Origin of the sequence: Flavobacterium mesophilum (genome assembly GCF_039581405.1) — a bacterium.
Taxonomy (GTDB): domain Bacteria; phylum Bacteroidota; class Bacteroidia; order Flavobacteriales; family Flavobacteriaceae; genus Flavobacterium.
In genome coordinates this window covers 770204-796394 of the sequence record NZ_JBCPXZ010000002.1, presented here as the reverse complement: position 1 = coordinate 796394, position 26191 = coordinate 770204, and the positions used below count along the sequence as shown (strand labels likewise).

General features: G+C 34.3%; 23 protein-coding genes. 16 read left to right on the top strand and 7 right to left on the bottom strand.

Annotated features, from left to right (window positions below):
• Window positions 1–190: 190 nt before the first annotated feature.
• From AAYQ19_RS07835 to AAYQ19_RS07825, 3 genes are all read right to left on the bottom strand, one after another.
• Window positions 191–667, bottom strand: a complete 477-nt coding sequence (locus AAYQ19_RS07835; RefSeq protein ID WP_343535672.1) for a DUF6691 family protein — start codon at window positions 665–667, stop codon at window positions 191–193.
• 10 nt (window positions 668–677) lie between these two features.
• Entirely contained in the window at window positions 678–1241 is a 564-nt protein-coding gene (locus AAYQ19_RS07830) for a YeeE/YedE family protein (protein ID WP_343535904.1), read from the bottom strand.
• Window positions 1242–1406: 165 nt separating this feature from the next.
• Window positions 1407–2825, bottom strand: coding sequence for an MBL fold metallo-hydrolase (locus AAYQ19_RS07825; protein ID WP_343535670.1), 1419 nt, complete (start codon window positions 2823–2825; stop codon window positions 1407–1409).
• Between the two features lie 262 nt (window positions 2826–3087).
• On the opposite strand from AAYQ19_RS07825, the gene AAYQ19_RS07820 reads away from it, so the two are divergent.
• The 7 genes from AAYQ19_RS07820 (at window position 3088) to AAYQ19_RS07790 (ending at window position 9532) form a co-directional block, all read left to right on the top strand.
• Window positions 3088–3678, top strand: coding sequence for an HD domain-containing protein (locus tag AAYQ19_RS07820; protein ID WP_343535668.1), 591 nt, complete (start codon window positions 3088–3090; stop codon window positions 3676–3678).
• Window positions 3679–3843: 165 nt separating this feature from the next.
• Window positions 3844–5190 carry a cytochrome ubiquinol oxidase subunit I gene (locus tag AAYQ19_RS07815; protein ID WP_343535666.1) on the top strand — a complete coding sequence of 449 codons (1347 nt, stop codon included), beginning with the start codon at window positions 3844–3846 and terminating at the stop codon, window positions 5188–5190.
• A 2-nt stretch (window positions 5191–5192) separates the two neighbouring features.
• Window positions 5193–6269 (top strand): cytochrome d ubiquinol oxidase subunit II, encoded by a 1077-nt coding sequence (gene cydB, locus AAYQ19_RS07810; RefSeq protein WP_343535664.1) that lies wholly within the window; start codon window positions 5193–5195, stop codon window positions 6267–6269.
• A gap of 47 nt (window positions 6270–6316) precedes the next feature.
• Window positions 6317–6685, top strand: coding sequence for a hypothetical protein (locus AAYQ19_RS07805; protein ID WP_343535662.1), 369 nt, complete (start codon window positions 6317–6319; stop codon window positions 6683–6685).
• A 169-nt stretch (window positions 6686–6854) separates the two neighbouring features.
• Window positions 6855–7241: a hypothetical protein gene (locus AAYQ19_RS07800; RefSeq protein WP_343535661.1), complete on the top strand. Its 387-nt coding sequence runs from the start codon at window positions 6855–6857 to the stop codon at window positions 7239–7241.
• Window positions 7242–7419: 178 nt separating this feature from the next.
• A complete protein-coding gene (locus AAYQ19_RS07795) occupies window positions 7420–7881 on the top strand; it encodes a hypothetical protein (RefSeq protein ID WP_343535660.1) in 462 nt (153 codons plus the stop codon).
• A 67-nt stretch (window positions 7882–7948) separates the two neighbouring features.
• A complete protein-coding gene (locus AAYQ19_RS07790; protein WP_343535659.1) occupies window positions 7949–9532 on the top strand; it encodes a DUF1444 family protein in 1584 nt (527 codons plus the stop codon).
• Window positions 9533–9657: 125 nt separating this feature from the next.
• On the opposite strand, the gene AAYQ19_RS07785 is transcribed toward AAYQ19_RS07790, so the two are convergent.
• Together AAYQ19_RS07785 and AAYQ19_RS07780 are read right to left on the bottom strand one after the other, a co-directional pair.
• Window positions 9658–10443 (bottom strand): sulfite exporter TauE/SafE family protein, encoded by a 786-nt coding sequence (locus AAYQ19_RS07785; protein WP_343535657.1) that lies wholly within the window; start codon window positions 10441–10443, stop codon window positions 9658–9660.
• Window positions 10444–10633: 190 nt separating this feature from the next.
• Window positions 10634–11260, bottom strand: coding sequence for a Crp/Fnr family transcriptional regulator (locus AAYQ19_RS07780; protein WP_343535655.1), 627 nt, complete (start codon window positions 11258–11260; stop codon window positions 10634–10636).
• Window positions 11261–11738: 478 nt separating this feature from the next.
• On the opposite strand from AAYQ19_RS07780, the gene AAYQ19_RS07775 reads away from it, so the two are divergent.
• From AAYQ19_RS07775 to AAYQ19_RS07760, 4 genes are all read left to right on the top strand, one after another.
• Entirely contained in the window at window positions 11739–12050 is a 312-nt protein-coding gene (locus AAYQ19_RS07775) for a rhodanese-like domain-containing protein (RefSeq protein WP_026728137.1), read from the top strand.
• A gap of 76 nt (window positions 12051–12126) precedes the next feature.
• On the top strand, window positions 12127–13707 hold the full coding sequence (locus AAYQ19_RS07770; RefSeq protein ID WP_343535649.1) for an NADP-dependent glyceraldehyde-3-phosphate dehydrogenase: 1581 nt from the start codon (window positions 12127–12129) through the stop codon (window positions 13705–13707).
• Window positions 13708–14023: 316 nt separating this feature from the next.
• A complete protein-coding gene (locus AAYQ19_RS07765) occupies window positions 14024–15895 on the top strand; it encodes a M1 family metallopeptidase (protein ID WP_343535647.1) in 1872 nt (623 codons plus the stop codon).
• 151 nt (window positions 15896–16046) lie between these two features.
• Entirely contained in the window at window positions 16047–16658 is a 612-nt protein-coding gene (locus AAYQ19_RS07760) for a hypothetical protein (RefSeq protein ID WP_343535645.1), read from the top strand.
• A gap of 52 nt (window positions 16659–16710) precedes the next feature.
• Here AAYQ19_RS07760 and AAYQ19_RS07755 read toward each other — a convergent pair whose 3' ends face one another.
• A complete protein-coding gene (locus tag AAYQ19_RS07755; RefSeq protein WP_343535643.1) occupies window positions 16711–17274 on the bottom strand; it encodes a putative outer membrane beta-barrel protein in 564 nt (187 codons plus the stop codon).
• 93 nt (window positions 17275–17367) lie between these two features.
• On the opposite strand from AAYQ19_RS07755, the gene AAYQ19_RS07750 reads away from it, so the two are divergent.
• From AAYQ19_RS07750 to AAYQ19_RS07730, 5 genes are all read left to right on the top strand, one after another.
• Window positions 17368–17859, top strand: coding sequence for a GNAT family N-acetyltransferase (locus AAYQ19_RS07750; protein WP_343535640.1), 492 nt, complete (start codon window positions 17368–17370; stop codon window positions 17857–17859).
• A 260-nt stretch (window positions 17860–18119) separates the two neighbouring features.
• Window positions 18120–18503 carry a hypothetical protein gene (locus AAYQ19_RS07745; RefSeq protein ID WP_343535638.1) on the top strand — a complete coding sequence of 128 codons (384 nt, stop codon included), beginning with the start codon at window positions 18120–18122 and terminating at the stop codon, window positions 18501–18503.
• 177 nt (window positions 18504–18680) lie between these two features.
• On the top strand, window positions 18681–19763 hold the full coding sequence (locus AAYQ19_RS07740) for an efflux RND transporter periplasmic adaptor subunit (RefSeq protein ID WP_343535636.1): 1083 nt from the start codon (window positions 18681–18683) through the stop codon (window positions 19761–19763).
• A gap of 34 nt (window positions 19764–19797) precedes the next feature.
• Window positions 19798–22965 (top strand): efflux RND transporter permease subunit, encoded by a 3168-nt coding sequence (locus AAYQ19_RS07735; RefSeq protein ID WP_343535634.1) that lies wholly within the window; start codon window positions 19798–19800, stop codon window positions 22963–22965.
• The gene (locus AAYQ19_RS07730) at window positions 22958–24400 is read left to right on the top strand and encodes a TolC family protein (RefSeq protein ID WP_343535633.1); all 1443 of its coding nucleotides are present in this window, start codon (window positions 22958–22960) and stop codon (window positions 24398–24400) included. The genes AAYQ19_RS07735 and AAYQ19_RS07730 overlap by 8 nt, the downstream gene beginning before the upstream one ends.
• 401 nt (window positions 24401–24801) lie before the next feature.
• Here AAYQ19_RS07730 and AAYQ19_RS07725 read toward each other — a convergent pair whose 3' ends face one another.
• A complete protein-coding gene (locus AAYQ19_RS07725; protein ID WP_343535632.1) occupies window positions 24802–26163 on the bottom strand; it encodes a GH1 family beta-glucosidase in 1362 nt (453 codons plus the stop codon).
• Window positions 26164–26191: the final 28 nt, after the last annotated feature.

Here is a 26191-nt window from a genome sequence, read left to right as displayed (position 1 = left end):
TTTGCGGAAGTGCTGTTAAAAGCAAACTTAACAAAATGAAATTAAAAATCGATGAAGAAAAATCTTTAACCGCAAAGCACGCAAAGTTCATTGCATTTAGGCCTTTATAAAGCACAAAGTTCGCAAAGCTTTGTAAATAAAACTTTGCGAACTTTGCGTATATCTTTGTGTGCTTTGCGGTTAAATCATTTTAATGAGGAAGCTTATCTTTAATTAAACCATAAAACCAAGTTCCAGCAATGGCACTTAATAAAGTCACAACAATTACCGTCGCGCCCGTACCAATTTGAGCGAAAAGCGGACCAGGACAAGCTCCTGTAATTGCCCATCCAAAACCGAATAGCAATCCGCCATAAATTTGTCCCTTGTTGAAAGTCTTTGGTTGGATTTCGATTTTTTCACCGTCAAGCGTTTTGATGTCGAACTTTTTGATCAGAAATACTGATATTACGCCAACTACAACAGCGCATCCAATTACGCCGTACATATGAAATGATTGCAGATTGAACATTTCTTGAATACGAAACCAGCTGATGATTTCGGCTTTCACGAATACAATTCCGAAAAGGATTCCAACAATTAAATATTTAAGGTTTCCTATTGCAGTTTCTTTTTTCTCGCTTGCATTAATTCCTTCGCCGTCGATATTTTTATTTTCTAAACTCATTTTTAAAATTTTAAAGTGAAAGAATATAAGGTAAAATCAAAAGTGCCATTACAAAACCGCCAATCATAAAACAGATTGTGGCTACTAATGAAGGCCATTGAAGGTTAGATAATCCCATAATTGCGTGTCCGCTGGTACATCCGCCTGCGTAACGAGTTCCGAAACCAACTAAGAATCCGCCAACAACAATCATAATGAATCCGCGAAGCGTCAATAAACTTTCCCAAGAAAATAATTGCGCAGGAACTAAACCGCTATGATCTGTTATTCCATAAGTGGCCAATTTATCTGATAATTCAGGAGCAATTTCTACCGGATTTGGATTGGACAGAAAATGTGCTGCAAGAAATCCACCTATAAATATTCCAAGTACAAAGAATAAATTCCAGCTTTCTTTTTTCCAGTCGTATTTAAAAAACGAAATATTCGCAGGAATACAAGCCGCACAAATATGACGAAGAGAAGAACTAATCCCGAAAGATTTATTCCCTATAATTAATAAAATTGGAACAGTTAATCCAATTAACGGACCTGCAACGTACCAAGGCCAAGGTTCTTTAATGATTTCTAATATATTCATATTTGTTTAATTAGTTTTTTAAACCATATAAGTGATATAAGTAATTATAAGTTCGGGCATGCTTATATGACTTAATTAAGGAAAATATAAGGTTTAGATTGCGCTCAAGCTAAAATGAACTTATATCACTTATATGGTGGAAAAAATTTATGTTTAATGTTATGCTTTCAAAACCTTGCTCTGACAAACAAAATCTGATTTTGGAACATTTGTTTTTGAAATCGCTCCAAAACCGCCTTCCACTTCAGAGAAATTTCTGAAACCTCTTGCTTGAAGAATAGAAGCTGCAATCATACTTCTGTAACCTCCAGCACAATGCAAAAAGAAATGTTCGTTAGGATTAATATCTTTTACCCAATCATTAATATAGGCTAAAGGCTTACTGTAAGCTTCATCAATATGTTCTGCTTCGTACTCTGTTTCTTTACGAATGTCCACAACTTTATCTTCGCCAAATTTAAATTCATTGGCAAATTGTTCCGCTGTAATCCTGTTTACGGTATCAATTTCAAAACCTGCATTTTGCCAAGCTTCAAAACCGCCTTCCAAATGTCCAACGATAGTATCAAAACCGACACGGCTCAAACGTGTTACAGTTTCTTCTTCCATACCAACTGCCGTAACTAAAATAATTGGTTGTTTTACATCAGCAATTAAAGTTCCTACCCACGGAGCAAAATCACCATTGATTCCAATATTAATAGACTGCGGAATAAATCCTTTACTGAAATCAGCAGCACTTCTAGTGTCTAGAATTAAAGCGCCAGTTTCTTCTGCAATCGCTTCAAATTCTTTTGCGTTTATTGCTTTCATTCCGTTGTGTAAAACAGTTTCAAAGCTTTCATAACCTTGTTTGTTCATGGCAACGTTCATACTGAAATAGGCTGGAGGAGGCAATAATCCGTCAGTTACTTCTTTGATGAATTCTTCTTCAGTCATATTCGCACGCAAAGCGTAGTTTGTTGCTTTTTGATTTCCGATTGTTGAAACCGTTTCTTTGCTCATGTTTTTTCCGCAAGCACTTCCTGCACCATGCGCCGGATAAACGATTACATCATCAGCCAAAGTCATGATTTTATCTCTTAAGGAATGAAATAAAATTCCAGCCAATTGATCTTGTGTCATTCCAGCTGCTTTTTGAGCTAAATCAGGACGGCCAACATCTCCAATGAATAAAGTGTCTCCAGAGAAAATCGCGTGATCTTTTCCGTTTTCGTCAATTAACAAAAAAGTACTGCTTTCCATAGTATGTCCAGGAGTATGCAAAACTTTAATAGTTACTTTCCCGATTTTGAATTCCTGTCCGTCTTTCGCAGAAATACAGTCAAATTCGCAAGCAGCATTTGGTCCGTAAACAATTGGTGCGCCAGTTTCTTTGCTTAAATCCACATGTCCAGAAACGAAATCGGCGTGGAAATGGGTTTCAAAAATGTATTTCAGCTTCACTCCGTCACGTTCTAAACGATCCAGATAAGGCTGAATTTCTCTAAGCGGATCGATGATAACAGCTTCTCTGTCAGATGTTATATAATATGCACCTTGCGCAAGGCATCCGGTGTAAATTTGCTCTATTTTCATGATTCTATTGTAAAAATAATGGAACACAAAGGTAACTTTGTTTTTTAATAAAATAGGTGACTAATGTTACAGAAATTCGGTTTTTTTATAAAAACAATTGGTAGTTTAACCATATAAGTGATATAAGTTCATTTTAGATTCGGGTCTACTTATATTTACTTTAATTTGAGCAATATGATAGACTCTAGCTTATAATTACTTATATCACTTATATGGTAGAAAAAAATCTTTGTAATTTTACATTTTTCCAAAAATAACTATCATGAACACACAACACTTATTAGATCAAATTGCTTTTATAAAAGAAATTGATAAGGTAAAATACATTCAGCGCAAGACCAAATTATTCAACAGTGACCGATGCGAAAATGACGCAGAACACAGTTGGCATTTGGCTTTAATGGCTATTGTTCTAGCAGAACATTCAAATGAACCAATTGATGTTTTGAAAGTTGTAAAAATGGTTTTGATACACGATATCGTAGAAATTGATGCTGGAGATGTTTTTATTTATGATACTGTGAAAAATCATTCAAATACAGATGAAGAACGTTTGGCAGCAAATAGAATCTTTGGATTGCTTCCAGAAAATCAAGCCGAAGAATTCATTGCAATTTGGGAAGAATTTGAAGCAGGAGAAACCAATGAAGCTAAATTCGCAAAATCAATGGATCGCTTAGAACCTTTATTACAGAATACTTCTAATAACGGTGGAACTTGGAAAGAATTTGGAGTGAAATATGATAAAGTGTACGAAAAGAAAAGTGTCATAAAAGAAGGTTCAAAATCAATATGGAATTACGCTGAAGGTTTGATTAACGATAGTGTAGAAAAAGGGATTTTGGAGAAATAAAATTTCACCATATAAGTTATATAAGTTCATTTTAGTTTTACGCAAAAATTATATTTACTTATATAACTTATATGGTTTAAAATTTTAAAAAGAAACTGTTGTTTTAAGAGGCAATTCGGGTTCTAATGGTTAAATTTGTTGAACTTCATAAAACAAATACCACTTATGGAAGAAATGCTCTTTTACGACCGAATGCAATTCGCTTTCACGATTACTTTTCATTATCTTTTTCCACAACTTACCATGGGTCTTTCGCTCATCATTGTTTACTTCAAGTGGAAATATCTAAAAACTAACAACGAACAATACAATCACGCCACCCATTTCTGGATGAAAATCTTCGCTCTGAATTTTGCAATGGGCGTAGTAACAGGAATCCCAATGGAGTTTCAGTTTGGAACCAACTGGGCAAAGTTCTCCGAATTAACAGGCGGAATTATTGGGCAAACGCTCGCCATGGAAGGAATGTTTTCTTTCTTTTTAGAATCCTCTTTCTTAGGAATCTTTTTATTTGGAGAAAAGCTTCTTGGACATAAATGGCATTTTGTAACCGGATTATTAATTATGATTGGTTCCTGGGCCAGCGGATTTTTGATCATCGCGACACATTCTTGGATGCAAAATCCAGTTGGTTACGAAATCTTAGAAAACGGAAAATTTGTTCTCAATAATTTTCAAGCTTTATTTTTAAATCCTTGGCTTTGGCCTTCTTATTTGCACAATCAAGCGGCTTCATTGGTAACAAGTTCTTTTGTTGTAGCTGGAATTGGCGCTTTCTATATTTTAAGCAGAAAGAATGTTTCTTTCGGGAAATTATTCTTAAAAACGGGAGTAATCTTCGGATTGATTTCAAGCATTTTTGTTGCCGTTCCTACTGGAGATTTATTGGCTAAAAATGTAGTGAAATACCAACCTGTAACTTTTGCCGGAATGGAAGGGATTTTTCATACCGAGCAAAAAGGTTCTGAAATTGTTTTAATTGGCCAGCCCGATGTAAAAGATAAAAAACTAGATAACAAAATCGCTGTTCCAAATATTTTGAGTTTTCTGACTTATGGAAATTGGAATCAGGAAATTCAAGGTTTAGATCAGTTTGAAGAAGATTTGCATCCAACGAACATTTCGGGATTGTATTATGCTTATCATATAATGGTCGGTCTCGGAACTGTTTTTATTGGATTAATGGTGCTTTCGCTTTTTCAATTAATAAGAGGGAAATTATTCGAAACCAAATGGCTTTTATGGTCGTTGATGTTTATGATGCCATTTCCATATATCGCAAATACAACAGGCTGGTACACGGCCGAATTAGGAAGGCAACCTTGGCTAGTTTACAATTTAATGCGAACTGGAGCTGGAGCTTCACCAACAGTTTCATCAGGAAATACATTATTCACATTACTTGGATTTATCGGTTTATACCTTTTACTCGGAATGTTGTTTTTGCTTTTAGTTGGGAAAATTATCAATAAAGGACCGCATCATGTGGAACTTTCAACAGAAAAAATATAGGTATGGAATTTTTTTGGTATATAGTTTTAATGGGAATTTTGGCTGTTTATTTGGTTTTAGACGGCTATGATTTTGGCGCAGGAATTATTCATTTATTTTTTGCCGATACAGAAAAAGATAAAAAAGCAATCACAAATTCGATTGGCCCTTTTTGGGATGCCAATGAAGTTTGGTTGATTGCGGCAGGAGGTGTTTTGTTTTTTGCTTTCCCGACTTTATATGCGTCTTCTTTCAGTGGCTTTTACCTGCCTTTGATTATGATTTTATGGCTTTTGATTTTTCGCGCCATCGGATTGGAAATGCGCGGACAGGTGCACAATCACATGTGGGAAGCAATTTGGGATAAAGCGTTCGGAATTGCAAGTTTGCTTTTGGCTCTTTTCTTCGGAATTGCTTTGGGGAATATTGTTCGTGGTGTCAATCTCGGAATGGTTCAAAACGGAGTTTCGACACAGGAACCTCATTTTTTCTTTTTGCCATTGTGGAATCCAACTTTTAGTCCGCAAGCAAATGAATTGGGAATTATCGATTGGTTTACACTTTTCTTAGGGATTGTGAGTGTTGTCGCTTTAACGATTCACGGAGCAAATTGGATTATTTATAAAACAAATTCGGCTTTGAATCCGAAGTTGAAAAATGTTGTTTTTGCATTGAATATTGTTTTGCTTGTTTTGGTTTTTATTTCCTTGCAAATCTGGCATTTTATCGAGCCAAAACCGTTTCATAATTTTATTGAAAATCCGATTTTGTGGTTTTTTCCTTTAATGACTTTTGTTGGAATTGCTGGATTATTCAAAGTTCGCTCTTTCAAAAAAGATGGTCATGGATTTTTGTTTTCGACTTTGTTTTTAGTCGGAGGATTCGCCTCGACAGCAGTTTCAATTTTCCCGAATGTTTTGCCTTCAACTAATAAAGTAAATCCGTCATTAACGATTTATAACACGGCAGCTCACGAATACGGATTAAACGCTGGTTTGAGTTGGTTTTTTGTGGCTTTGTTTCTCGTGATTATTTATTTTATTATTCAGTATCGCGTTTTCAGTGGGAAAATGGATGATATTGGGTATGGGGAACATTGATTTTTGTTGCTAATTTCGCGAAGTAGACAAATTGAAATATAGTATTTATGAAAAAAATTATTGGAATTCTTTTTTTACTAGTTGCGGGAATATTTCTTCTGAATATATATTATTTTGATCCTATACGAATTAAAAATAAACAGAAAGAAGTTTGGACAGAACGTATTTTGGAAAATAACTATAAAGAATATATACCAATTGTATTTCAACAAGATCATCTTATGGATGTACCAGAATTATTGACTCAAGAACATGTTAAGAATGTTATTCATGTTTTAAAATATTATGACGAAAAATGGAAGATTGAAAATGGGAAACTTTTTGTGTCAAATGAAATTGATAGAGAGATATTATGGAATTACACAACAAAAGCGAATGATTCTATATGGCTTAGCGAAAATTTATTAGAAAAATAAAATTATCAATTGCCTCCAGTTTCAACTGGAGGTTTTTTGTTTGAATGTGAATTAGGCTTTAGCCAAAAATGTAAAGCTCGGCTAAAGCCTTTTTTATCTATATTTGGTTTTCTCCAGCTAAAGTTGGAGGCAATTGGAAATTGAGATTGCGGGTTTTATTTAATTACAAATGAAAAAAGAAGGTTTTAAGTTGTCAAATAAACAATTGAAAAAGATTGTAAATATTATGGTCATTATATTTGCGATTTTTTTTGTTGTTAGGTCATTTATATTCGATACAGATGAAGAAAGATATAATAGTTCATTAAGAAACATTAAAGAAGAAAAATTTCAAGGTATAGTTATCGATAAGGCTTTTGAAAAATATAATCACAATGCTTCAATGATATATTTAAATAATGAAACTAAGTTTGCCGTTTTTGGTCAGTTTTGGTCACGAATAAAAATTGGTGATTCGATTGTAAAGAAAGAAGGCGAGACATTTTTTAGGGTCTACAGAAATAATGAAAAAATTATATTGGATACCAAAGAAATACTCGATACTTGGAAAAAGTAAAACAAATCGAAATTTTTATAACAATGATATAAATAGCCTCCAGTTTCAACTGGAGGTTTTTTGTTTGAATGTGAATTAGGCTTTAGCCAAAAATGTAAAGTTTGGCTAAAGCCTTTTTTATCTATATTTGGTTTTCTCCAGCTAAAGTTGGAGGCAATTGGAAAATACTCATCGAACTATGAAAAAAGCAATTCTAATTACCATCTGTTTTTTAGTTTTAAGTTGTAATAAACAGAATTTGGATCGAGATAAAGGCCTTCCAAATAATGAAAATGAAACATTACAGAAAAAGAATGATTCACTTAAACGAAAGCTTGAGATTGCACAAGAAGCTATAGTTGTTTTACAGGATCGAAATATTTGGTATGACGAAGAGTTTGATAATGCCGATTTTAAAAAGAAAGGAATCGCAGATCCAGAAAAATTCATAATAAGTGAATTAAAAAAAAGAACTGATTTAATTCCGATGAAAGGGACATTAGGAGGGGAAATGTCTTATGGTGATGTACAGCTTTTAGGGAGTAAATTTTTAATTGCTTTTTATGAAGATGGCCATGTTGAGGGAAAAAGCATTTACAGTTATAAATTTAATGACTCAGGTAAATTAGAGTTTAAATTGATTGGATCTGAAGAGAATTAAAAAAATCCAATTCCTTCTCAAAAGTTTCAGACAATCAGAAATAGTAAAAAATCAAAAGTATAAAAAGATGTTTTTTAAAAAGAAAAAGAAAGTATTGACAGAGCAAGAATTTCTTGAGATGATTAAGGAAAAATTGCCTTTAAGTATTCATGGTCTAGAAGTAATTCCCCAAACTAATGGATTACTACTTATGACATATGATAATAATAGAAAAACTTTTAGCTTCGACACGGAATATGAAAAATATATAGAGAATACTGATTCACTTGATGAAATTTATGCAAAAATAAAATCGAATGTTCAGGCTCTCATGGAATCAACAAAAGTTGATGCTGAAAAAATTCTTCCGCGCATAGAAAATATGCAATTTATAAAAGATCGTATTGAAGGTAAACCAGTCATGAAAAATGTCGTTTATCGTCAAATTAATTATGAATTAGCTGTTTTTTTCGTAGAAGAACGTGAAGGTAAATTTTACCCACTTCAAAAAAGTGATTTAGTAGATTTAGGTCTTTCAATAGAAGAACTAACTATAAAAGCGGCTAACAATCTCGCCAATCTACCTAATCTTGGAACTCGTAATGATGAGGGACTTCATTCAATTGTTGTGGGCGGTCTGTATGAATCAAGTTTTATACTTTTAGATTTATTGATTAGAAACAATTTTTCGGTTTCAGGAAATATTGTTGTAGCACTTCCAGCAAGAGATACATTTTTTATTACGGGGAGTGAGGATAAAAAAAATCTTTCTAAGCTTCGTGAAATTATAAATAAAATAAAGGATGACGGACATCCTATTATTTCGGATAAGTTATTCTTACTAAATGAGTATGATAGATTTGAAGTTTTTGAAGAAAATGGGAGTAATGCAGACGGATTACTGTCACGAAATGAATTTACCGAACTGATTATAAAAAAGCTTATTGAAAGAATCAAGGATATAAAAATTGTTTCGAAAGAGAGTTTAATAATAGTTTCTGAATATAAAGGTCAAACTATTACTTATAAATATTTTACATGTTATGATGAATATACAAAACATCCTCAATTAATAGACAAGATTATCGATACGTATCTTGGGGTGACTTATGATACACATATGCATATAGGAACTTCTGTAGAGCCTTCGAAAATATTTCCAATGATCAGGAATAAGGAATTTTTAAAAAGCGCTTCAGAAACTGAACATGATTTTGAGAAAATTATTTATGAGAAGTATAATGAAGAATTGCTGATTTTTTATGTAGAAGACAGAGAAAATTCGATATACTTTATTAGACAACAAGATATGATCAAATTAAATTACTCAGTAGAGGATTTAAAGGATAAGGCCATAGAAAACTTTGGCGCTGATTGGGATGTAACTGTTACTGGAGATGAAGGTTTCTATGCAGTATCGAAAGCAAAATATACAGCTAGTTTGATTTTAATGAATATGTGGGAAACGGAATATATGCCAGTAACGGGGGATCCTGTTATAACAATTATTCATCCAACTAAGATCTATGTTACAGGAAGCAAAGATCAGGCTAATTTGTTTAAACTCTATGATTATATGCGTACTGTAAAAAGTGAAACATGGCAACATATAATTTCGGATAAACTCTTTGTTTACAGCAATAAAACTAAAGGTTTTGATGTTTTAGAATAAGTTTCAGTAGTTTTCATCTTTGTCAAAGTTTAAAACTTTGACAAAGATTACTTTTACAAGTGAACTAAATTGGAAATATTTAAAAATCTACACAAATTTACCAGGTTCGTGCGATGCTGTAAATTCTAGAATAAGACTTCTTTTGCAATAATATAAAATCCCATAACGAGAACAAACCAACCAAAAAGAGGCTTCAGTTTTGCTCCATCGATTTTTTTAGAAAGTTGGCTTCCAATCAACATTCCGAGAAGTGCCATTCCAGAAACACTTAATAAAAACGGATAATTTATGGGAGTTCCAATGTATAAATCGCCCGCAAAACCTATTGAGGAATTGATTGTAATAATCAATAAAGAAGTTCCAACGGCTTGTTTCATTGGCAATTTGGCAAAAAACAATAAAGCCGGAATAATCAAAAATCCGCCACCAGCACCCAAAAAACCTGTTATTATTCCAACAATGAAACCAATGATACTTAATTGAAGATAATTGGTTTCGGTATCTATTGCTTCAGTTAAGTTTTTTCGAATCATTGAAATGGCCGCCGTTATCATTAAGACTGAAAAGACAATCATAATCAGAAAATCTTTTGAAACCGAATAAGAAGCTACGGAGAATAAAGTAGAAGCAATTTGTGGAAAAATAACTTCGCGGATAATCAAAATCGAAATAACAGAAGGAATCGCAAAATACAACGCCGATTTTAATTTCAGATTCCCCATTTTATAATGGCTGTAACTTCCAGAAAGTGCAGTCAATCCAACAATAAATAAAGAGTAAGAAGTTGCCTGTTCTGGATTTACCTTAAATAAATACACCAAAATAGGAATAGTCAAAATAGAACCGCCACCACCAATGAGTCCCAGCGAAATCCCGATAATGATTGAAGCAAAATAGCCTAAATATTCCATTGTATTTATTTTGATGCAAAGTTGCTTCGGAAATTAGAATTCTACAGTAACATTTATCACAGAAGGGATTTTTTGTTTTTTTTCCGCCACGAATTCACGAATTTTTTTTAAAATCTTTGCGAATAAAAATTTGTGAAATTAGCGACAACAAAAATAACATTGAAATTCGTGAATTCGTGGCGGAAAAACTTTATTTCAAAAGTTCAATCTGGTTTCGGTTGAGTTTTACTAAACCGCGTTGTTCCATTTTTTTTAATAATCGGGAAACAACTTCTCGTGAAGTATTGAGTTCACTTGCGATTTCTTGATGTGAAAGTTTGACTTCAGAACAACCACAAGCATCAGAATGCCTTTTTAAATAAAACTCCAAACGTTCGTCCATTGATCTAAAAGCGATATTATCAACGACTTCTAAAACTTCTTCAAAACGGCTTCTATAGGTTTCAATTACAAATTCATACCACGATCTGTGTTCCATCATCCATTTGTCCATTAATTGTAGTGGAATCATCATAACGGTAACATCTTCAACAACTTTGGCCATGATTTGGCTTTTTTCGCTTTTGGCGGTGCAAATCATCGAAATGGCGCAGGCTTGTCCGGGTTGTAAATAATACATTAAAAATTCGCCTCCATCTTCGCCTTCGCGGTAAATTTTGATTTTACCGTTTAGAATCAAAACCGTATTTTTAATGTATTGCCCAGTACGCATTAAAATAGTTCCGGCCTCAAAATTTTGCTGGCTCCCGTTTTCTTCGATCGTAGCAATAAGTTCGTTGGAGAAATTTGGAAAGATGGTTTTTAATGAAGTTTGCATGTATGAGTTTATTTTTTTGCCACAAATTGCACTAATTTACACAAATTGATTTGGCTTCTATTTTTACATTTATAAAGAATGTTTTTTCGATATTCTAAAAAATAATTTGTGTTTCCAAATGTTTTAAAATTTGCTTTTAGCAAGCTTGTTTTTAAAATTTAATTCGTGGGAATTAGTGTAATTCGTGGCGAATAATTTTATCAAAATCGAATTAAAAATTATAATTTTTTACAAAGATAATAGATTCATGCGGTATAAATTGTCAGGAATTAGTATTTGAGTTGTATTTTATGCAAATGAATAAATCCTAATTTTCTATCGATTTTGTAGAGTGAATTTTTAAAAATAGTAACTAAATTTGTAAATCACTGATTATAATCCTTTCTCTAAAACGTTTTCTGAGAATAATAATCGAAATCGCATTTGGTACGTTTTTTATAAATAGAAACGTCGTAATTTTACAAAAACACATATTACTATGAATTTATCACAAGAAGATTGGGTTGCTCAGTTAAACGCTGACGAAAATGCAGTTATACTTGATGTAAGAACTGAAGACGAATTTAATGATGGCTATATTGAAAATGCTTTAAACATTGATATCAATAAAGGTCAGGCTTTTATTTATGAAATTGAAGAATTAGATAAAAACAAAAATTATTATGTGTACTGCCGTTCTGGTGCTAGAAGCGCCAAAGCATGTCAGATAATGAACGAATTAGGAATTGAAAATGCCTACAATCTACTTGGTGGTATACTGGACTGGGAAGGAGATACCGTACAACCATAAAATAGAAGAAGAGGCGCAAAAAGCCTCTTTTTTCGTTTAAAATGCTATTAATAACCAAACTATAAATTACCAGATTATGAGTTTAATACCCGAAGAATATCAGATCAAAGAGCTGATAAACCAAGATACTTATCTTGTAAATGGAGAACTGAAACAATGGACCGGACAAACTACGCCTGTCTTTTCAACTATTTCTTCTACAGAAAAATATACGCCAACATTATTAGGATCAATTCCGTTTATGGCAGAAAAAGAAGCTGCCGAAGTTGTTGAAGCTGCAAATGCGGCTTATGATAAAGGACAAGGATTATGGCCAACAATGAAAGTGGCTGACCGTATTAAATGCATGGAGAATTTCGTTAAACAAATGAAAGAAACTCGTGAGGAAGTGGTCAAACTTTTAATGTGGGAAATTGGAAAGAACCTTGGCGATTCTCAAAAAGAGTTCGATAGAACCGTTGAATATATTTACGATACAATTGCTAGTTATAAAGAATTAAACGGACGCAGCGCACATTTTGAAAAAGTACAAGGTGTAAACGCTATGATTCGTCGTGGACCTCTAGGCGTTGTTTTATGTCTTGGGCCATATAACTATCCGTTAAACGAAACTTTCTCTTTGTTGATTCCGGCTTTGATTATGGGTAACGCTGTAATCTTCAAACCTGCAAAACATGGTGTTTTATGTATTTCACCACTTTTGGAAGCTTTTAGAAGCAGTTTCCCAAAAGGTGTTATCAATATCGTGTACGGACGCGGAAGAGAAGTGGCTTCGCCAATTATGAAATCTGGAAAAATTGATGTTTTGGCATTAATTGGAAACAGCAAATCGGCGATTGCTTTGCAGGATCAGCATCCAAACAAAAACAGACTTCGTTTGATTTTAGGTTTAGAAGCAAAAAATCCAGCGATTATTCTTCCGGATGCCGATTTAGATTTGGCTATTCAAGAATGTATTACCGGATCGTTGTCTTTCAACGGTCAGCGTTGTACGGCTCTAAAAGTATTATATGTTCACGAATCAATTAGAGAAGAATTCAACAAACGTTTCGCTGAAAAAGTAGATGCTTTAGGATTTGGAAATCCGTGGGAAAAAGGAGCTTCTTTAACACCACTTCCAGAAACTGACAAACCAGCTTACATTCAGGGATTAATTGATGATGCGAAAAGCAAAGGTGCAAGCATTATTAATGAAAAAGGAGGAAAACATACTGAAAACTTTATTTTTCCAGCTGTTTTATATCCGGTAAATAAAGAAATGAGAGTGTATCACGAAGAACAATTTGGTCCAGTAGTTCCAATTATTTCTTTCAAAGATATCAACGAACCACTTGAAGATATGGCCGAATCAAATTATGGCCAACAAGTGAGTTTGTTTGGAAAAAACATCAAAACTTTGGCACCGCTTATTGATGCTTTAGTAAATTTAGTTTGCAGAGTTAATTTAAATAGTTCATGTCAAAGAGGACCGGATGCGTTCCCTTTTACAGGAAGAAAAGACTCTGCGGTTGGAACATTAAGTATTCCAGATGCTTTGCGTTCTTTTTCAATACGTACGTTTGTAGCTTCAAAAGATATCGATTACAACAATGAAATTTTGCAGGAATTGCTAAACAGCAAAGAATCGAATTTCATTAATACCGATTATATTTTGTAGTCATCAAGGTTATATATTAATTGTAGGTCACCGTCTTTTTCTTTTTGAAGGAGACGGTTTTTTCTTTTTAAGGGACAAAGGGACAAAGGTTCTGAGGTTTTGGTTCTTCACATTCGTTCAGAACGCATGTCACCCTGAGCGAAGTCGAAGGGCACAAAGCTGGGCTTCGACTCCGCTCAGCCTGACAATATGAAACATGAAACATGGAATTTTATTTTTTTTGGAACTTAAATTTTTCTAACTCTATTGTAACAATAAGTTAAAAAAATCCACTAATATTATAACGAAATAAAATCATCAAAATCTTAAAACATTTATGAGAACAAAATCAATGCAGTTTTTGTTAATTGCTTTGGCATTTTTTGCACAAAATAGCTTTGCGCAAGAACTTTATATGCCTCGAAACATAAAAGAAGCTTACGCAAAAGGAACCCGCTCAATGGACGGAAAACCTGGAAAAAATTATTGGCAGAATCATGGAAACTACAACATGGAAATTGCTGTTGATGCCAAAACGAAAATAGTAAGCGGTACAGAAACTATTATTTATGAAAATAACAGTAGTGATACGCTTAGAAATCTTAAAATTAGATTTGTAAATAATCTTCATAAACCTAATTCTCCACGAGGAGGGAGCGTAAGTGATGATTTTTTGAGTAACGGACTTACGATTACGTCTCTAAAAATTGAAGGAGAAGCGTATAAAGAAGATGCAAGAAGTTGGGGAACTGTTGGGAATGTTAAAATGAAAAAAGCACTTCCGCCACATTCTAAAATTACCATTAATATTGATTGGAATTATCCATTATCTAAAGAAAGCGGGAGAGAAGGCCAAATTGACGAAACTACTTTTTTTGTAGCATACAGTTATCCAAGAGTTTCTGTTTTTGATGATTACAACAAATGGGATATGCTTCCTCATACCGATCGTCAGGAATTTTATAATGATTTTAATGATTATGCATTTTCTGTAAAAGCGCCTAAAAATTACGTGGTTTATGCAACTGGAGATTTACTGAATCCAGATGAGGTTTTACAACCTGAATTTTCGGCACGTTTAAAAAAATCTTACGTAACAGATGAGGTGATGCATATTGCAAATGAGCAAGAAATGAAAAACGGTTTGGTAACTAAACAAAACGATTGGAACGTTTGGAAGTTTGAAGCAAAACACATTTCAGATGTTTGTTTTGGATTAAGTGACCATTATTTGTGGGATGCAAGCAGTGTTGTTGTAGACAAAAAGACAAATAGACGCGCAAGTGTTCAAGCGGCGTACGATGTAAAAGGCACCGATTTCGTGAATTCGATTAAAAACAATCAATATGCGTTAGATTTCTTTTCTAATAGTTGGCCTGGAGTTCCATATCCGTTTTCAAAAATGACAGCTTTTCAAGGATTTGCCGACATGGAATACCCAATGATGTGCAACGATTCGCAAATGGGAGATCCTGTTTTTGCACAGTTGGTTCAAGATCATGAAGTGGCACATACGTATTTCCCTTTTTATATGGGAATCAATGAAACGCGTTATGCTTTTATGGACGAAGGTTGGGCAACGACTTTTGAATATTTGATTGGAATTGCAGAACACGGCAAAGAAGCAGCAGATAAATTTTATAAAAGCTTTAGAGTGCAGCAATACATAACTGATTTATCTACTGAAGAGGATCAGCCTATTATCTCGATGTCATCTCAGCTTTCAGGACCGGGTTATGGAAATAACTCTTACGGAAAACCATCACTTTCGTATTTGGCTTTAAAAGATATGTTAGGCGACGAATTATTCAAAAAAGCTTTGCATGCTTATATGGAAAATTGGAATGGAAAACACCCAATTCCGTGGGATTATTTCAATTCATTTAATACCGCAACAGGAAAGAATTTGAATTGGTTTTTTAATAATTGGTTTTTCACTAATAATTACATTGATCTTACGATTAAGAATGTAGAAAAGAATAAAATTTCAGTTGAAAATACAGGAGGATTTGCAGTTCCTTTTGATGTAAAAGTTGTTTATGCAGATAATTCAAATGAAATAGTTCATCAAACACCTGCAATTTGGGAAGCAAACCAAAAATTAGCAACAATTACTTTAAAAAATAAGAAGGAAATTAAGCAAATAACACTAGATGGTGGTATTTTTATGGATGCGACGCCTAAGAATAATACTTGGTCAGCTAAATAATTGGTACTAAAAGTGAAACAAAAAGTCGTCTTTTCAAATGAAAATGACGGCTTTTTTTGTTTTTTACACAAAATAATCCAAATGTGGAAAACCGTACTAAGGTATCAGTTTAAAAAGTTACGTTTGCAGAAAATAAATAACTGCATTATTAATGAAAAAATACCCTGTTCTTTTAGTTTTATTGCTTTCTTTTAAATGTTTTGCTCAAAATGATCCTAAAATCGCATTTCAGAAAAGCCGATACGAATTGGCGGTTTCCTACTACCAAAAAGCTGATTTTAGAAAAGCATTAGACTTATTTTCAATTGCTTCAAGACTTAAACCTGAAAATGAATTAGGAAAAGAATCTGCTAAAAAAGTGGATGCATTGAAAACGATTCTGAGAAATGATGTTTTGGGACATCTTGTGGGAACTTGGAAAATGACTGGAGATAAACCAGTTTGGGCTCAGACAAATGATGTAAACCAGAATGAAATTGAAGAAACAATTGAAATAAGCCTAGACAAGATTTTGTTTTATGAGACGGATAAAAAGACTCAAACAAAAAAACTCATCAAAACTGAAGATTTGAAATATTATAATAAAGATGCATCTGATGGGATATTTTCAGATATTATTCTTTCTGACGGCACTATTTGGAGTTGTCTTTTAAATGAAGAAACGAATGTCTTGCATGTTATTAATGTTGCCAGAAAAAATGAAACAGGCATTGAGAAAATAACTGAGAATAACGAAGAAGCGTATTTTATTAAAGTGAAATAATAAAAAAGGGAATCATCTGATTCCCTTTTTTTATGTTTTGAAAAATAATGTTTTATAAAAATTTAAATCCAACCGAAAAATTCGAAATTCCTGTTTTCAAACTTCTTCCCGAAGGATCAAGATCGGTTACACCGGCAAGATATCTGTAATCAACTGTAAATCGCCATAAATCAACTCCAACGCCCCCTAAGAAACTGCTGTTGTTTTTTTCAAAAGCAATATAATTCAGATTATTGCTGGCATTAATATCTGAATAATTCTTCCAGTTGTATCCAAGAAAAATTCTGACGTTGCCTAATTTCCCTAATGGCAACACTTTTAAGCCTGCAAGCAAGGTCGCATCAGTTCCGCCCAGTTCATATTCTGTTTCTCCAATTCCCGTTTGCGAAACGCTAAATTTTGATTGCGCATATCCAAATTCACCCTGAGCATAAAAAAGAGCCAGATTTACGCGTACAAATGCTGCAAATCCGTAATCAGTTCCTGAGCTTTTAGAACTAAAATCATCAGTAACTGCGGAAGTTATATTAGTAGAAAATTGAGGCCCGATTTGTATTAACTGCGCAAAACCATTTGCACTAATACATAATAATACTGCGAGAATGAGTTTTTTCATAAGTGGATTTTTTGTTTTTGACTCTATAAAATTAATTATTAAAAATCAATTTCGAATGATTTATCTTATTTATTTTAAGTTATATTTTTGAAAATGAGCATTGTATGGTTTTTGGTTGAGACTGGAAATGAGATTATAAAATGCTCTAAATTTGAAAAAAAGATTTACATGATGACTTCACTAAAAATTACCGCAATTGAACCTTCTCAAACTTGGAAAATCCGACATGAGGTAATGTGGCCTAATTTGCCTTTTGAATTTGTTCAATTAGAAGAAGATAATTTAGGTTTTCATTTTGGAGCATTTTTAGATGAAAAACTGGTTTCGATTGTCTCTTGTTTTTTTAAAGATGATGAAATGCAGTTTAGAAAATTGGCAACGCTGGAAGAATTTCAAGGAAAAGGAATCGCTTCCCAATTACTGAAACATATTTTTAGTCTTGCTAAGGAGAAAAACGCAACGAAAATTTGGTGTAATGCACGCACAAACAAAAAGTCTTTTTATGAGAAATTCGGAATGAGCGATACACATAAAATTTTCACTAAAGAAGGTCAAGAATTTACAATAATGGAAATTTTGCTCTAAAAAAAGCATTGGTATTTGTGAATAAGATATTTGATATCAAATATTTACGATTTTGATGTTTTCAATACGGTAAAAAATTGTTGTTTTAAAAGTAACGACAATCCAAAATGATGATCCATTATGGTTTTGATATAAATTTGCCAATTTAGCTGCGAAATGAATAATCGTAATAGATGAAAACGTTTTCGTTTATTACGGACATGTTAAGACTTTCTTATTTTATTTTTTTTGTTGCAATCTTTTATTACTTTCGCACCCGAATGAGAAAGATAATAGTATTTTTAGTATTCATGAATTTGCTTCTGTCAGGCGGAGGCCAATATCTCAATGCCAATACTTTTGATGGTTCTCAACATCATACCTTCGAAAAAAAGCACCGTGTAAGATTCACTAATCAAGAAAGAGGCACTTCAGTTATTGAAGATGCAGATGTTGATCTTGGTGAAGATTTGTCAGGAAATGACGATCTAAATGATGGACTTGCTGGAAAACTTATTGGAGTTAACTACAGTATACTTGATAGCTGGTATTTATCTTTTTCAGATCAATCTGCAACAAGCGAATCAAATCGATTTAAAATCTACGCGCCTTTCTTAGCGCATTCAAATCCTATCTATATTACTCAGAGAGTATTAAGAATTTGATTTACCAATATACATCGGTTACCTAGGCTGTAATCCTGCTATCTTGTTGATGTATATTTTTTTTCTACCTCTTCTTGTATGAAAGTTTGGTTATATCTATTGGTGTCTGATGCATTTTTCCATCCAAAGGAATCACTGTATTCCAAGCATTGAATCGCTTAATTTCCAAACTAAATCATGAAAAGAATTATTTTGTTCACAGGCTTAATGGCCTTTGTGTGCCTAACTAGTTGTACAACTAAAAAAGAAGAGAAAGAAGAAGTTGAAAAATTCACGGTAACAAATCCGATAAGAATTGATACTTCATTTACAAAAGAATATGTTTCACAGATTAAATCTGTGCGAAATATTGAACTACGCGCCCAAGAAAAAGGGTTTTTACAAAACATCTATGTGGATGAAGGACAGTTTGTAAAAGCGGGTCAGTTATTGTTTAAAATTATGCCAAACATGTATCAGGCAGAATTACTTAAAGCACAAGCTGAGCAAAAATCAACTGAAATTGAACTACAAAACGCCAAATTGTTGGCAGATAAAAATATCGTTTCTAAAAACGAATTAAGTGTTGCTCAAGCAAAATTGCAATCTGCAAAAGCTGAAGTTGCATTGGCAAAATTACACTTATCATTCACTGAAATCAGAGCCCCATTTGACGGAACGATTGACCGTATTCCATTAAAACTAGGAAGTCTAATTGATGAAGGAGAATTATTGACAAGCCTTTCAGACAATAGCCAAATGTTTGCTTATTTCAACGTTTCGGAGCCAGAATATTTAAGATATCAAACTGATGTAAAAGATCGTGCTGACAATAAAGTAAGCTTGGTTTTAGCCAATGGCGAGACTTTTAAAGAAAAAGGAAATGTGGAAGTTATTGAAAGTGAATTCAATAATGAAACTGGAAATATTGCTTTTAGAGCAAGATTCCCAAACTCTGGAAGATTGTTGAGAAATGGAGAGACAGGACAAGTTCAAATGATTGTACCTCTTAAAAATGCTATCATCATTCCTCAAAAAGCTACTTACGAAATTCAGGATAAAAAATATGTTTTTGTAGTTGGGAAAGACAACAAAGTTAGCTCTAGAGAAATTACAATTACTGGCGAAGTGCCTGATTTATACGTAATCAAAAGTGGTATTACAGAGAATGACAGAATTTTACTTGAAGGTGTTCAGAAAGTAAAAGAAAACGACAAAATTAAATATGAATTCCAAGCGCCTCAAGAGGTAATAAAACATTTACGCGTAAAAGCGGAATAGGTTCTATTGGTAATAATCATTAAAAAATATACAAATGTTTAATAAATTTATTCAAAGACCTGTTCTATCGATAGTAATATCGTTGGTTATTGTCTTTTTAGGGGTGTTGTCGGTATTGAGTTTGCCAATTACACAGTTCCCTACCATTTCGCCACCAATGGTGAACGTTACTGCAGATTATCCAGGATCGAATGGTGAGTTGATGATCAAGGCCGTAGTTATCCCGTTGGAAAGAGCCTTGAATGGTGTTCCTGGAATGAAATACATGGCTTCTGATGCAGGTAACGATGGTGAGGCTACTATAAAAGTTGTATTTAATTTAGGTACAGATCCAAATCAAGCTGCAATTAACGTTCAAAACCGTGTGGCTTCGGTTACCAATAAACTTCCTCCTTTGGTAATTCGTGAGGGTATCAAAATTACACGTGAAGTACCGAGTATGTTGATGTATGTGAACCTTTACAGTACAGACCCAAATACCGACATGAAGTTCTTATACAACTATGCCGATATCAACGTACTTTCTGAATTGAAAAGGGTAAATGGTATTGGTTCTGGAGATATCTTAGGAACACGTGAATATGCAATGCGTATTTGGTTGAAACCAGATCGTATGCTAGCTTATAAAATTTCTGCTGATGAGGTAATGGAAGCATTATCAAGTCAGAGTTTGGAAGCTTCTCCGGGTAAAACAGGAGAAAGTTCTGGTAAACGTTCTCAAGCATTCGAATATGTATTGAAATATTCTGGACGTTTTACAACAAAAGAACAATACGAGAATATCGTTGTAAAATCAAATCCAAATGGAGAGCTTTTACGTTTGAAAGACATTGCAAAAGTTGAATTTGGTAGCTCGATGTATGATATCTATTCTAATTTGAATGGAAAGCCATCTGCGGCGATCGTATTAAAACAATCTTTTGGAAGTAACGCGAATCAGGTTATTGAAGAGGTAAAAGCGAAATTGGAAAAAATCAAACAGAGATTTCCAAAAGGAATGAATTATGAGATTTCATATGACGTTTCTAAATTCCTTGATGCTTCTATTGAAAAAGTAATCCATACGCTTGTTGAAGCGTTTATTTTGGTTGGTTTGGTAGTTTTCCTTTTCTTGGGAGACTGGCGTTCAACGGTTATTCCGGCAATTGCGGTACCGGTATCATTGGTAGGAACATTCGTGTTCATGACATTTTTCGACATTTCGTTGAACTTGATTACATTATTTGCTTTAGTATTGGCAATTGGGGTCGTGGTCGATGATGCGATTGTGGTTATTGAAGCCGTTCATGCCAAGATGGAAGAAGGTCATTTGTCGCCATTTAAGGCAACAAAACAAGCCATGCATGAAATTGCTGGAGCGATCGTAGCGATTACCTTCCTTATGGCTGCGGTATTTATTCCAGTAGCATTTATGTCTGGTCCGGTTGGAGTATTTTACAGACAGTTCTCTGTAACTATGGCAACGGCTATTATTCTTTCTGGTATTGTGGCTTTGACATTAACACCAGCACTTTGTGCAATGATGTTGAAAAATGACCATGGTAAACCTAAAAAGAAAACACCAGCAAATCGATTTATTGATGCTTTTAACGAAAAGTTCAACCTTGCTCAAGGTAGATACCAAAATGTATTAGCAAAAATCGTTAACAGACGAGTAGTAACATTTGTTGCTTTAATTGGTTTCTGTATTGGAACTTGGGTGATCAGTAGTTCAGTTCCTTCTGGATTTATTCCGAATGAGGATCAGGGAATGTTTTATGCAGTAATTCAGACTCCTCCAGGTTCTTCGTTAGAAAGAACAAATAATATTGCTGAAAGAGTTCAAAAGATTGCTGAAGAAATTGACGGAGTAAAATCTGTTTCTTCATTAGCGGGTTATGAAATTCTTTCTGAAGGTACAGGTGCCAACTCGGGAACTTGTTTGGTGAACCTTAAAGACTGGAGCGACAGAAAAGAATCTGTTGTTGAGATTATGCATGAGATGGAGGAAAAATGCAAAGATATTGCAGGAGCAAATATCGAATTTTTCCAACCACCGGCTGTACCAGGATATGGTGCTGCGGGAGGATTCGAGCTTCGTTTGTTAGACAAAACAGGTTCTGGAGATTACAAAAGAATGGAGAAGGTAAACAACGAGTTTGTTGCCGAGTTGAACAAACAGCCAGAATTGTCGAATGTATTCAGTTTTTATAGCTCGAGTTTCCCTCAATATATGATGAAAGTCGATAATGATTTGGCACAGCAAAAAGGAGTTTCTATCGAAAACGCAATGAATACATTGTCAACGCTTGTAGGTAGTAACTATGAAATCAGTTTTATCAAATTCGGAATCAACTATAAAGTTATTGTTCAAGCTTCGCCAGAATATCGTGCACAGCCAGATGATATCTTGAAATTGTATGTGAAAAATGATCGTGACGAAATGGTGCCATATTCTGCTTTCATGAGATTGGAAAAAGTATACGGACTTTCTGAGATTACACGTCATAACATGTATACTTCAACGCAAATTAGTGGTTCTCCAGCGGCAGGGTATAGCTCTGGTACGGCGATTAAAGTAATTCAGAAAATAGCAGAGGAAAAATTGCCTAGAGGATATGATATTGACTGGGCAGGTATTTCTGCCGATGAGGTTGCTCAAGGTAATCAAGCAATTTGGGTATTCTTGATCTGTTTAGGATTTGTTTACTTGGTTCTAGCGGCTCAATACGAGAGTTTTATTTTGCCATTATCAGTAATTCTTTCTTTACCAGCAGGTATTTTTGGAGCTTTCCTTTTGTTGAAATTCACAGGATTAGAGAACAATATTTACGCTCAAGTTGCTATGGTAATGCTTATCGGTTTATTAGGTAAAAATGCGGTATTGATCGTAGAGTTTGCGATTCAAAGGCATGCTGCTGGAAAATCGGTTCTTGAAGCTGCTATGGAAGGTTCAAAAGCGAGGTTCCGTCCGATCTTGATGACTTCGTTTGCATTTATTGCTGGTTTGCTTCCGCTTGCTTTTGCAACTGGACCGGGTAAAATTGGTAACAGAACTATTGGTACTGCAGCTGCGGGAGGAATGCTTATAGGAACTATTTGTGGAGTATTCTTGATTCCTGGATTATATTATATCTTCGGAAGAATTGCAGAAAAACACAAACTGGTAAAACATGAAGAAGAAAACCCATTAACTGAAGAAATTGACAACAATCATGTATAATAAATTTAAAGTATATAAATATAGCGTCGCATTAGGGTTGTGTTTGGCTGTAGTAGGTTGTAAAGCTCCTACTCCAGAGACAGCAACTGCTAGTGCGCCGGTTCCAGAATCATTTGGTGCTGCTGCCACTCAGGACACAACAAATACATCAACTGTAAAATGGAATGAGTTCTTTAAGGATCAAAACCTTGTCGATTTGATTGATGTGGCCCTGAAAAACAATCAGGAGTTAAACATGACGCTGCAGGAAATCGAAATCGCTAAGAACGATGTTAGAGTTCGTAAAGGACTTTTATTACCACAAGTTGGTGTTCGTGCCGGAGCTGGAGTAGAAAAAGTAGGAAGGTATACCAGCCAAGGTGCTGGTGATGCCACTACAGAAATCAAACCTGGTGTAGAAACACCAGATCCACTAGGAGATTTTACTATTGCAGCTTATGCAAACTGGGAAGTGGATATCTGGAAAAAACTGCGCAATTCTAAAAAAGCAGCTTTAAACAGATATTTGGCAACTGTTGAAGGGAAAAACTTCGTGGTTACCAATCTTATTGCCGAAATCGCTGATTCGTATTATGAATTATTAGCGCTAGACAATCAGTTGGATATTGTGAAGCAGACGATTACTTTGCAATCTAACGCTTTGGAAATTGTAAAAATTCAAAAGCAAGCAGCTAGAGCTACAGAACTTGGAGTGAAGAAGTTTGAAGCCGAAGTATTGACTTCAAAAAGTATGGAGTTTGATATTTTACAGCAAATCAAAGAGACTGAAAACAAAATTAATTTCTTGTTGGGGCGTTATCCACAGGAAATTAAAAGAACAAACAGCAATTTCTTGAAGCTTTTGCCAGCTTCAGTAACTGCTGGAATTCCGTCTCAATTATTGATGAACCGTCCTGATGTTAAACAAGCAGAATTAGAATTGGTTGCTGCCAAATTAGATGTAAAAGTGGCTCGCGCAGAATTTTATCCTTCACTTGATATTACGGCTGCTTTTGGAGTTCAAGCATTCAAACCATCGTATTTGTTTACGCTTCCTGAATCGCTTTTGTATTCATTGGCAGGAGATCTTGCTGCGCCATTGATTAACAGAAATGCTATCAAAGCCGAGTTTGCAAGTGCAAATGCTAGACAACTTCAGGCATTATATAATTATGACAAAACGATTTTAAACGCTTATTTAGAAGTATCTAATCAGCTTTCTAAAATTGATAATCTGCAAAAGAGCTATGATTTGAAATCACAACAGGTTGATGCATTAAACAAATCAATTGATGTATCGAATGATTTATTTAAATCGGCTAGAGTAGATTATTTTGAGGTTTTAATGACGCAACGTGACGCATTAGAGGCAAATTTAGAATTGATTGATACTAAAAAAGAACAACTCAATGCTGCAGTTCATGTTTACAGAGACTTAGGCGGGGGTTGGAAGTAGAATACCCATTTTAATTAGTTATTAGTAGAGGCCTTCCAGAAGTAATTATTCTGGAAGGTTTTTGTTTTTTATAACTAAAAATTTCTTTTGAAAATGTTAGCCCTAGCCCAGATAGAAGCGGCATCCTTTGCTTGCCTTCTTTAGGCAAGGAAAGATATAGCGGATAGCTGGAAATAGCTCCTGATAAAACTTATAAGCTGTCTTTTTTTGTTTCTGCTTCCTCAATTTCTCGAAGATAATTTAACTCTTTTTCGATTTTTATTCGATCTCTTTTTGTTAATCGGATGAGGAAACAAACAAATAAAAAAATGGCTGATAGCGCCGTGACAATAAACCAGTTGCTTTCCATAAAATTTATAATTAAATGTATAAAATTCCGGAATGCTGGATTTTATGCCTTCTTATTTAGTTGACGACAAGAATTCTCCAAACCATAAACCGGATTGCTTAATTGTTCTCTTTTGTGTTTCAAAGTCAACATGAATAAGTCCAAATCTGGCGTTGTAGCCTTCTGCCCATTCAAAATTATCGGTAAGGCTCCAGACAAAATAACCGTCAACATTTAGGCCGTCTTCTTTGGCTTTAAGAATTTGTTCCAAATGATCCTGGATAAAATGTGTACGTTTTATATCATACACTTTTCCGTTTGTAACGGTGTCAGGAAATGCGGCTCCGTTTTCAGTAATTATAATTTTTCTGATGCCTTCGTAACTGTTGAATCTTTTTAAAATATGGTAAAGTGCAGGCGGATAGACTTCCCAGCCCATTTCGGTGGAAATTACATTTCGTTTTTCGGCGCTTATTAATTCGGCGCCAATATATGGCGTCAATAAGGATGCTTTTACGACTTCTCTAGTATAGCATTGAAGTCCGATAAAGTCGAAGTCGAACGCAAGATTGTTTCGATCGTCTTCTAGAATATAATTGTTTAATTTTTTCAAAACTGGCAGATCTTCCTGCGGATAACCAAGACCTAAAAGCGGTTCGATAAAAGTGCGATTTAATAAAGTATCAACACGTTTTGCAGCTTCAATGTCTTTTTGGCTTTCTGAAAATGGTTCTATGTGCGTGCAGGAAAAAGTGGTTCCGATATTTGCATCAGAAACGTGCTCACGTAGTTTTTTTGCACCGGCAACTGTTGCTAAAGTTACATGATGCATGGCTTTGATATAATTTGTAATGCCTTTTTTTCCGGGTGCGTGTATGCCCAAAAAATAACCAGCTCCAGTAAATACGGAAGGTTCATTGATCACCATCCAGTTTTTTACGCGATCGCCAAAATGTTTTGCACAAATATCTACGTAATCTGAAAACCAAGAAACGGATTCACGATTGGTCCATCCGCCTTTTTCTTCAAGAGCGTGAGGTAGATCCCAATGATAAAGCGTCACCCAAGGTTCAATTCCTTGCGCCAAAAGCGAATCGATAATTTTATTGTAATAATCAATTCCGGCTTGATTTACAGGGTGAACACCTGTGGGCATAATGCGAGGCCAGCTGATTGAAAATCTAAAATTAGGGATATTTAATTCGCGAATTAGACTAATGTCTGTTTGATACGAATTGTAGAAATCACAAGCTATTATAGCATGATGCCCGTTTTTGATTTTTCCTTTCTGAGCGGTAAAAACATCCCAGATAGAAGAACCTTTTCCGTCGGTATCATGAGCTCCTTCAATTTGGAAAGCGGCAGTTGAAACACCCCACAAGAAATCTTCACCAAATTGATTTTTGTTCAAAAATGATTTGTCAGTTTTATTCATTCAAATGTTCTTCCTTGATTTAATATAT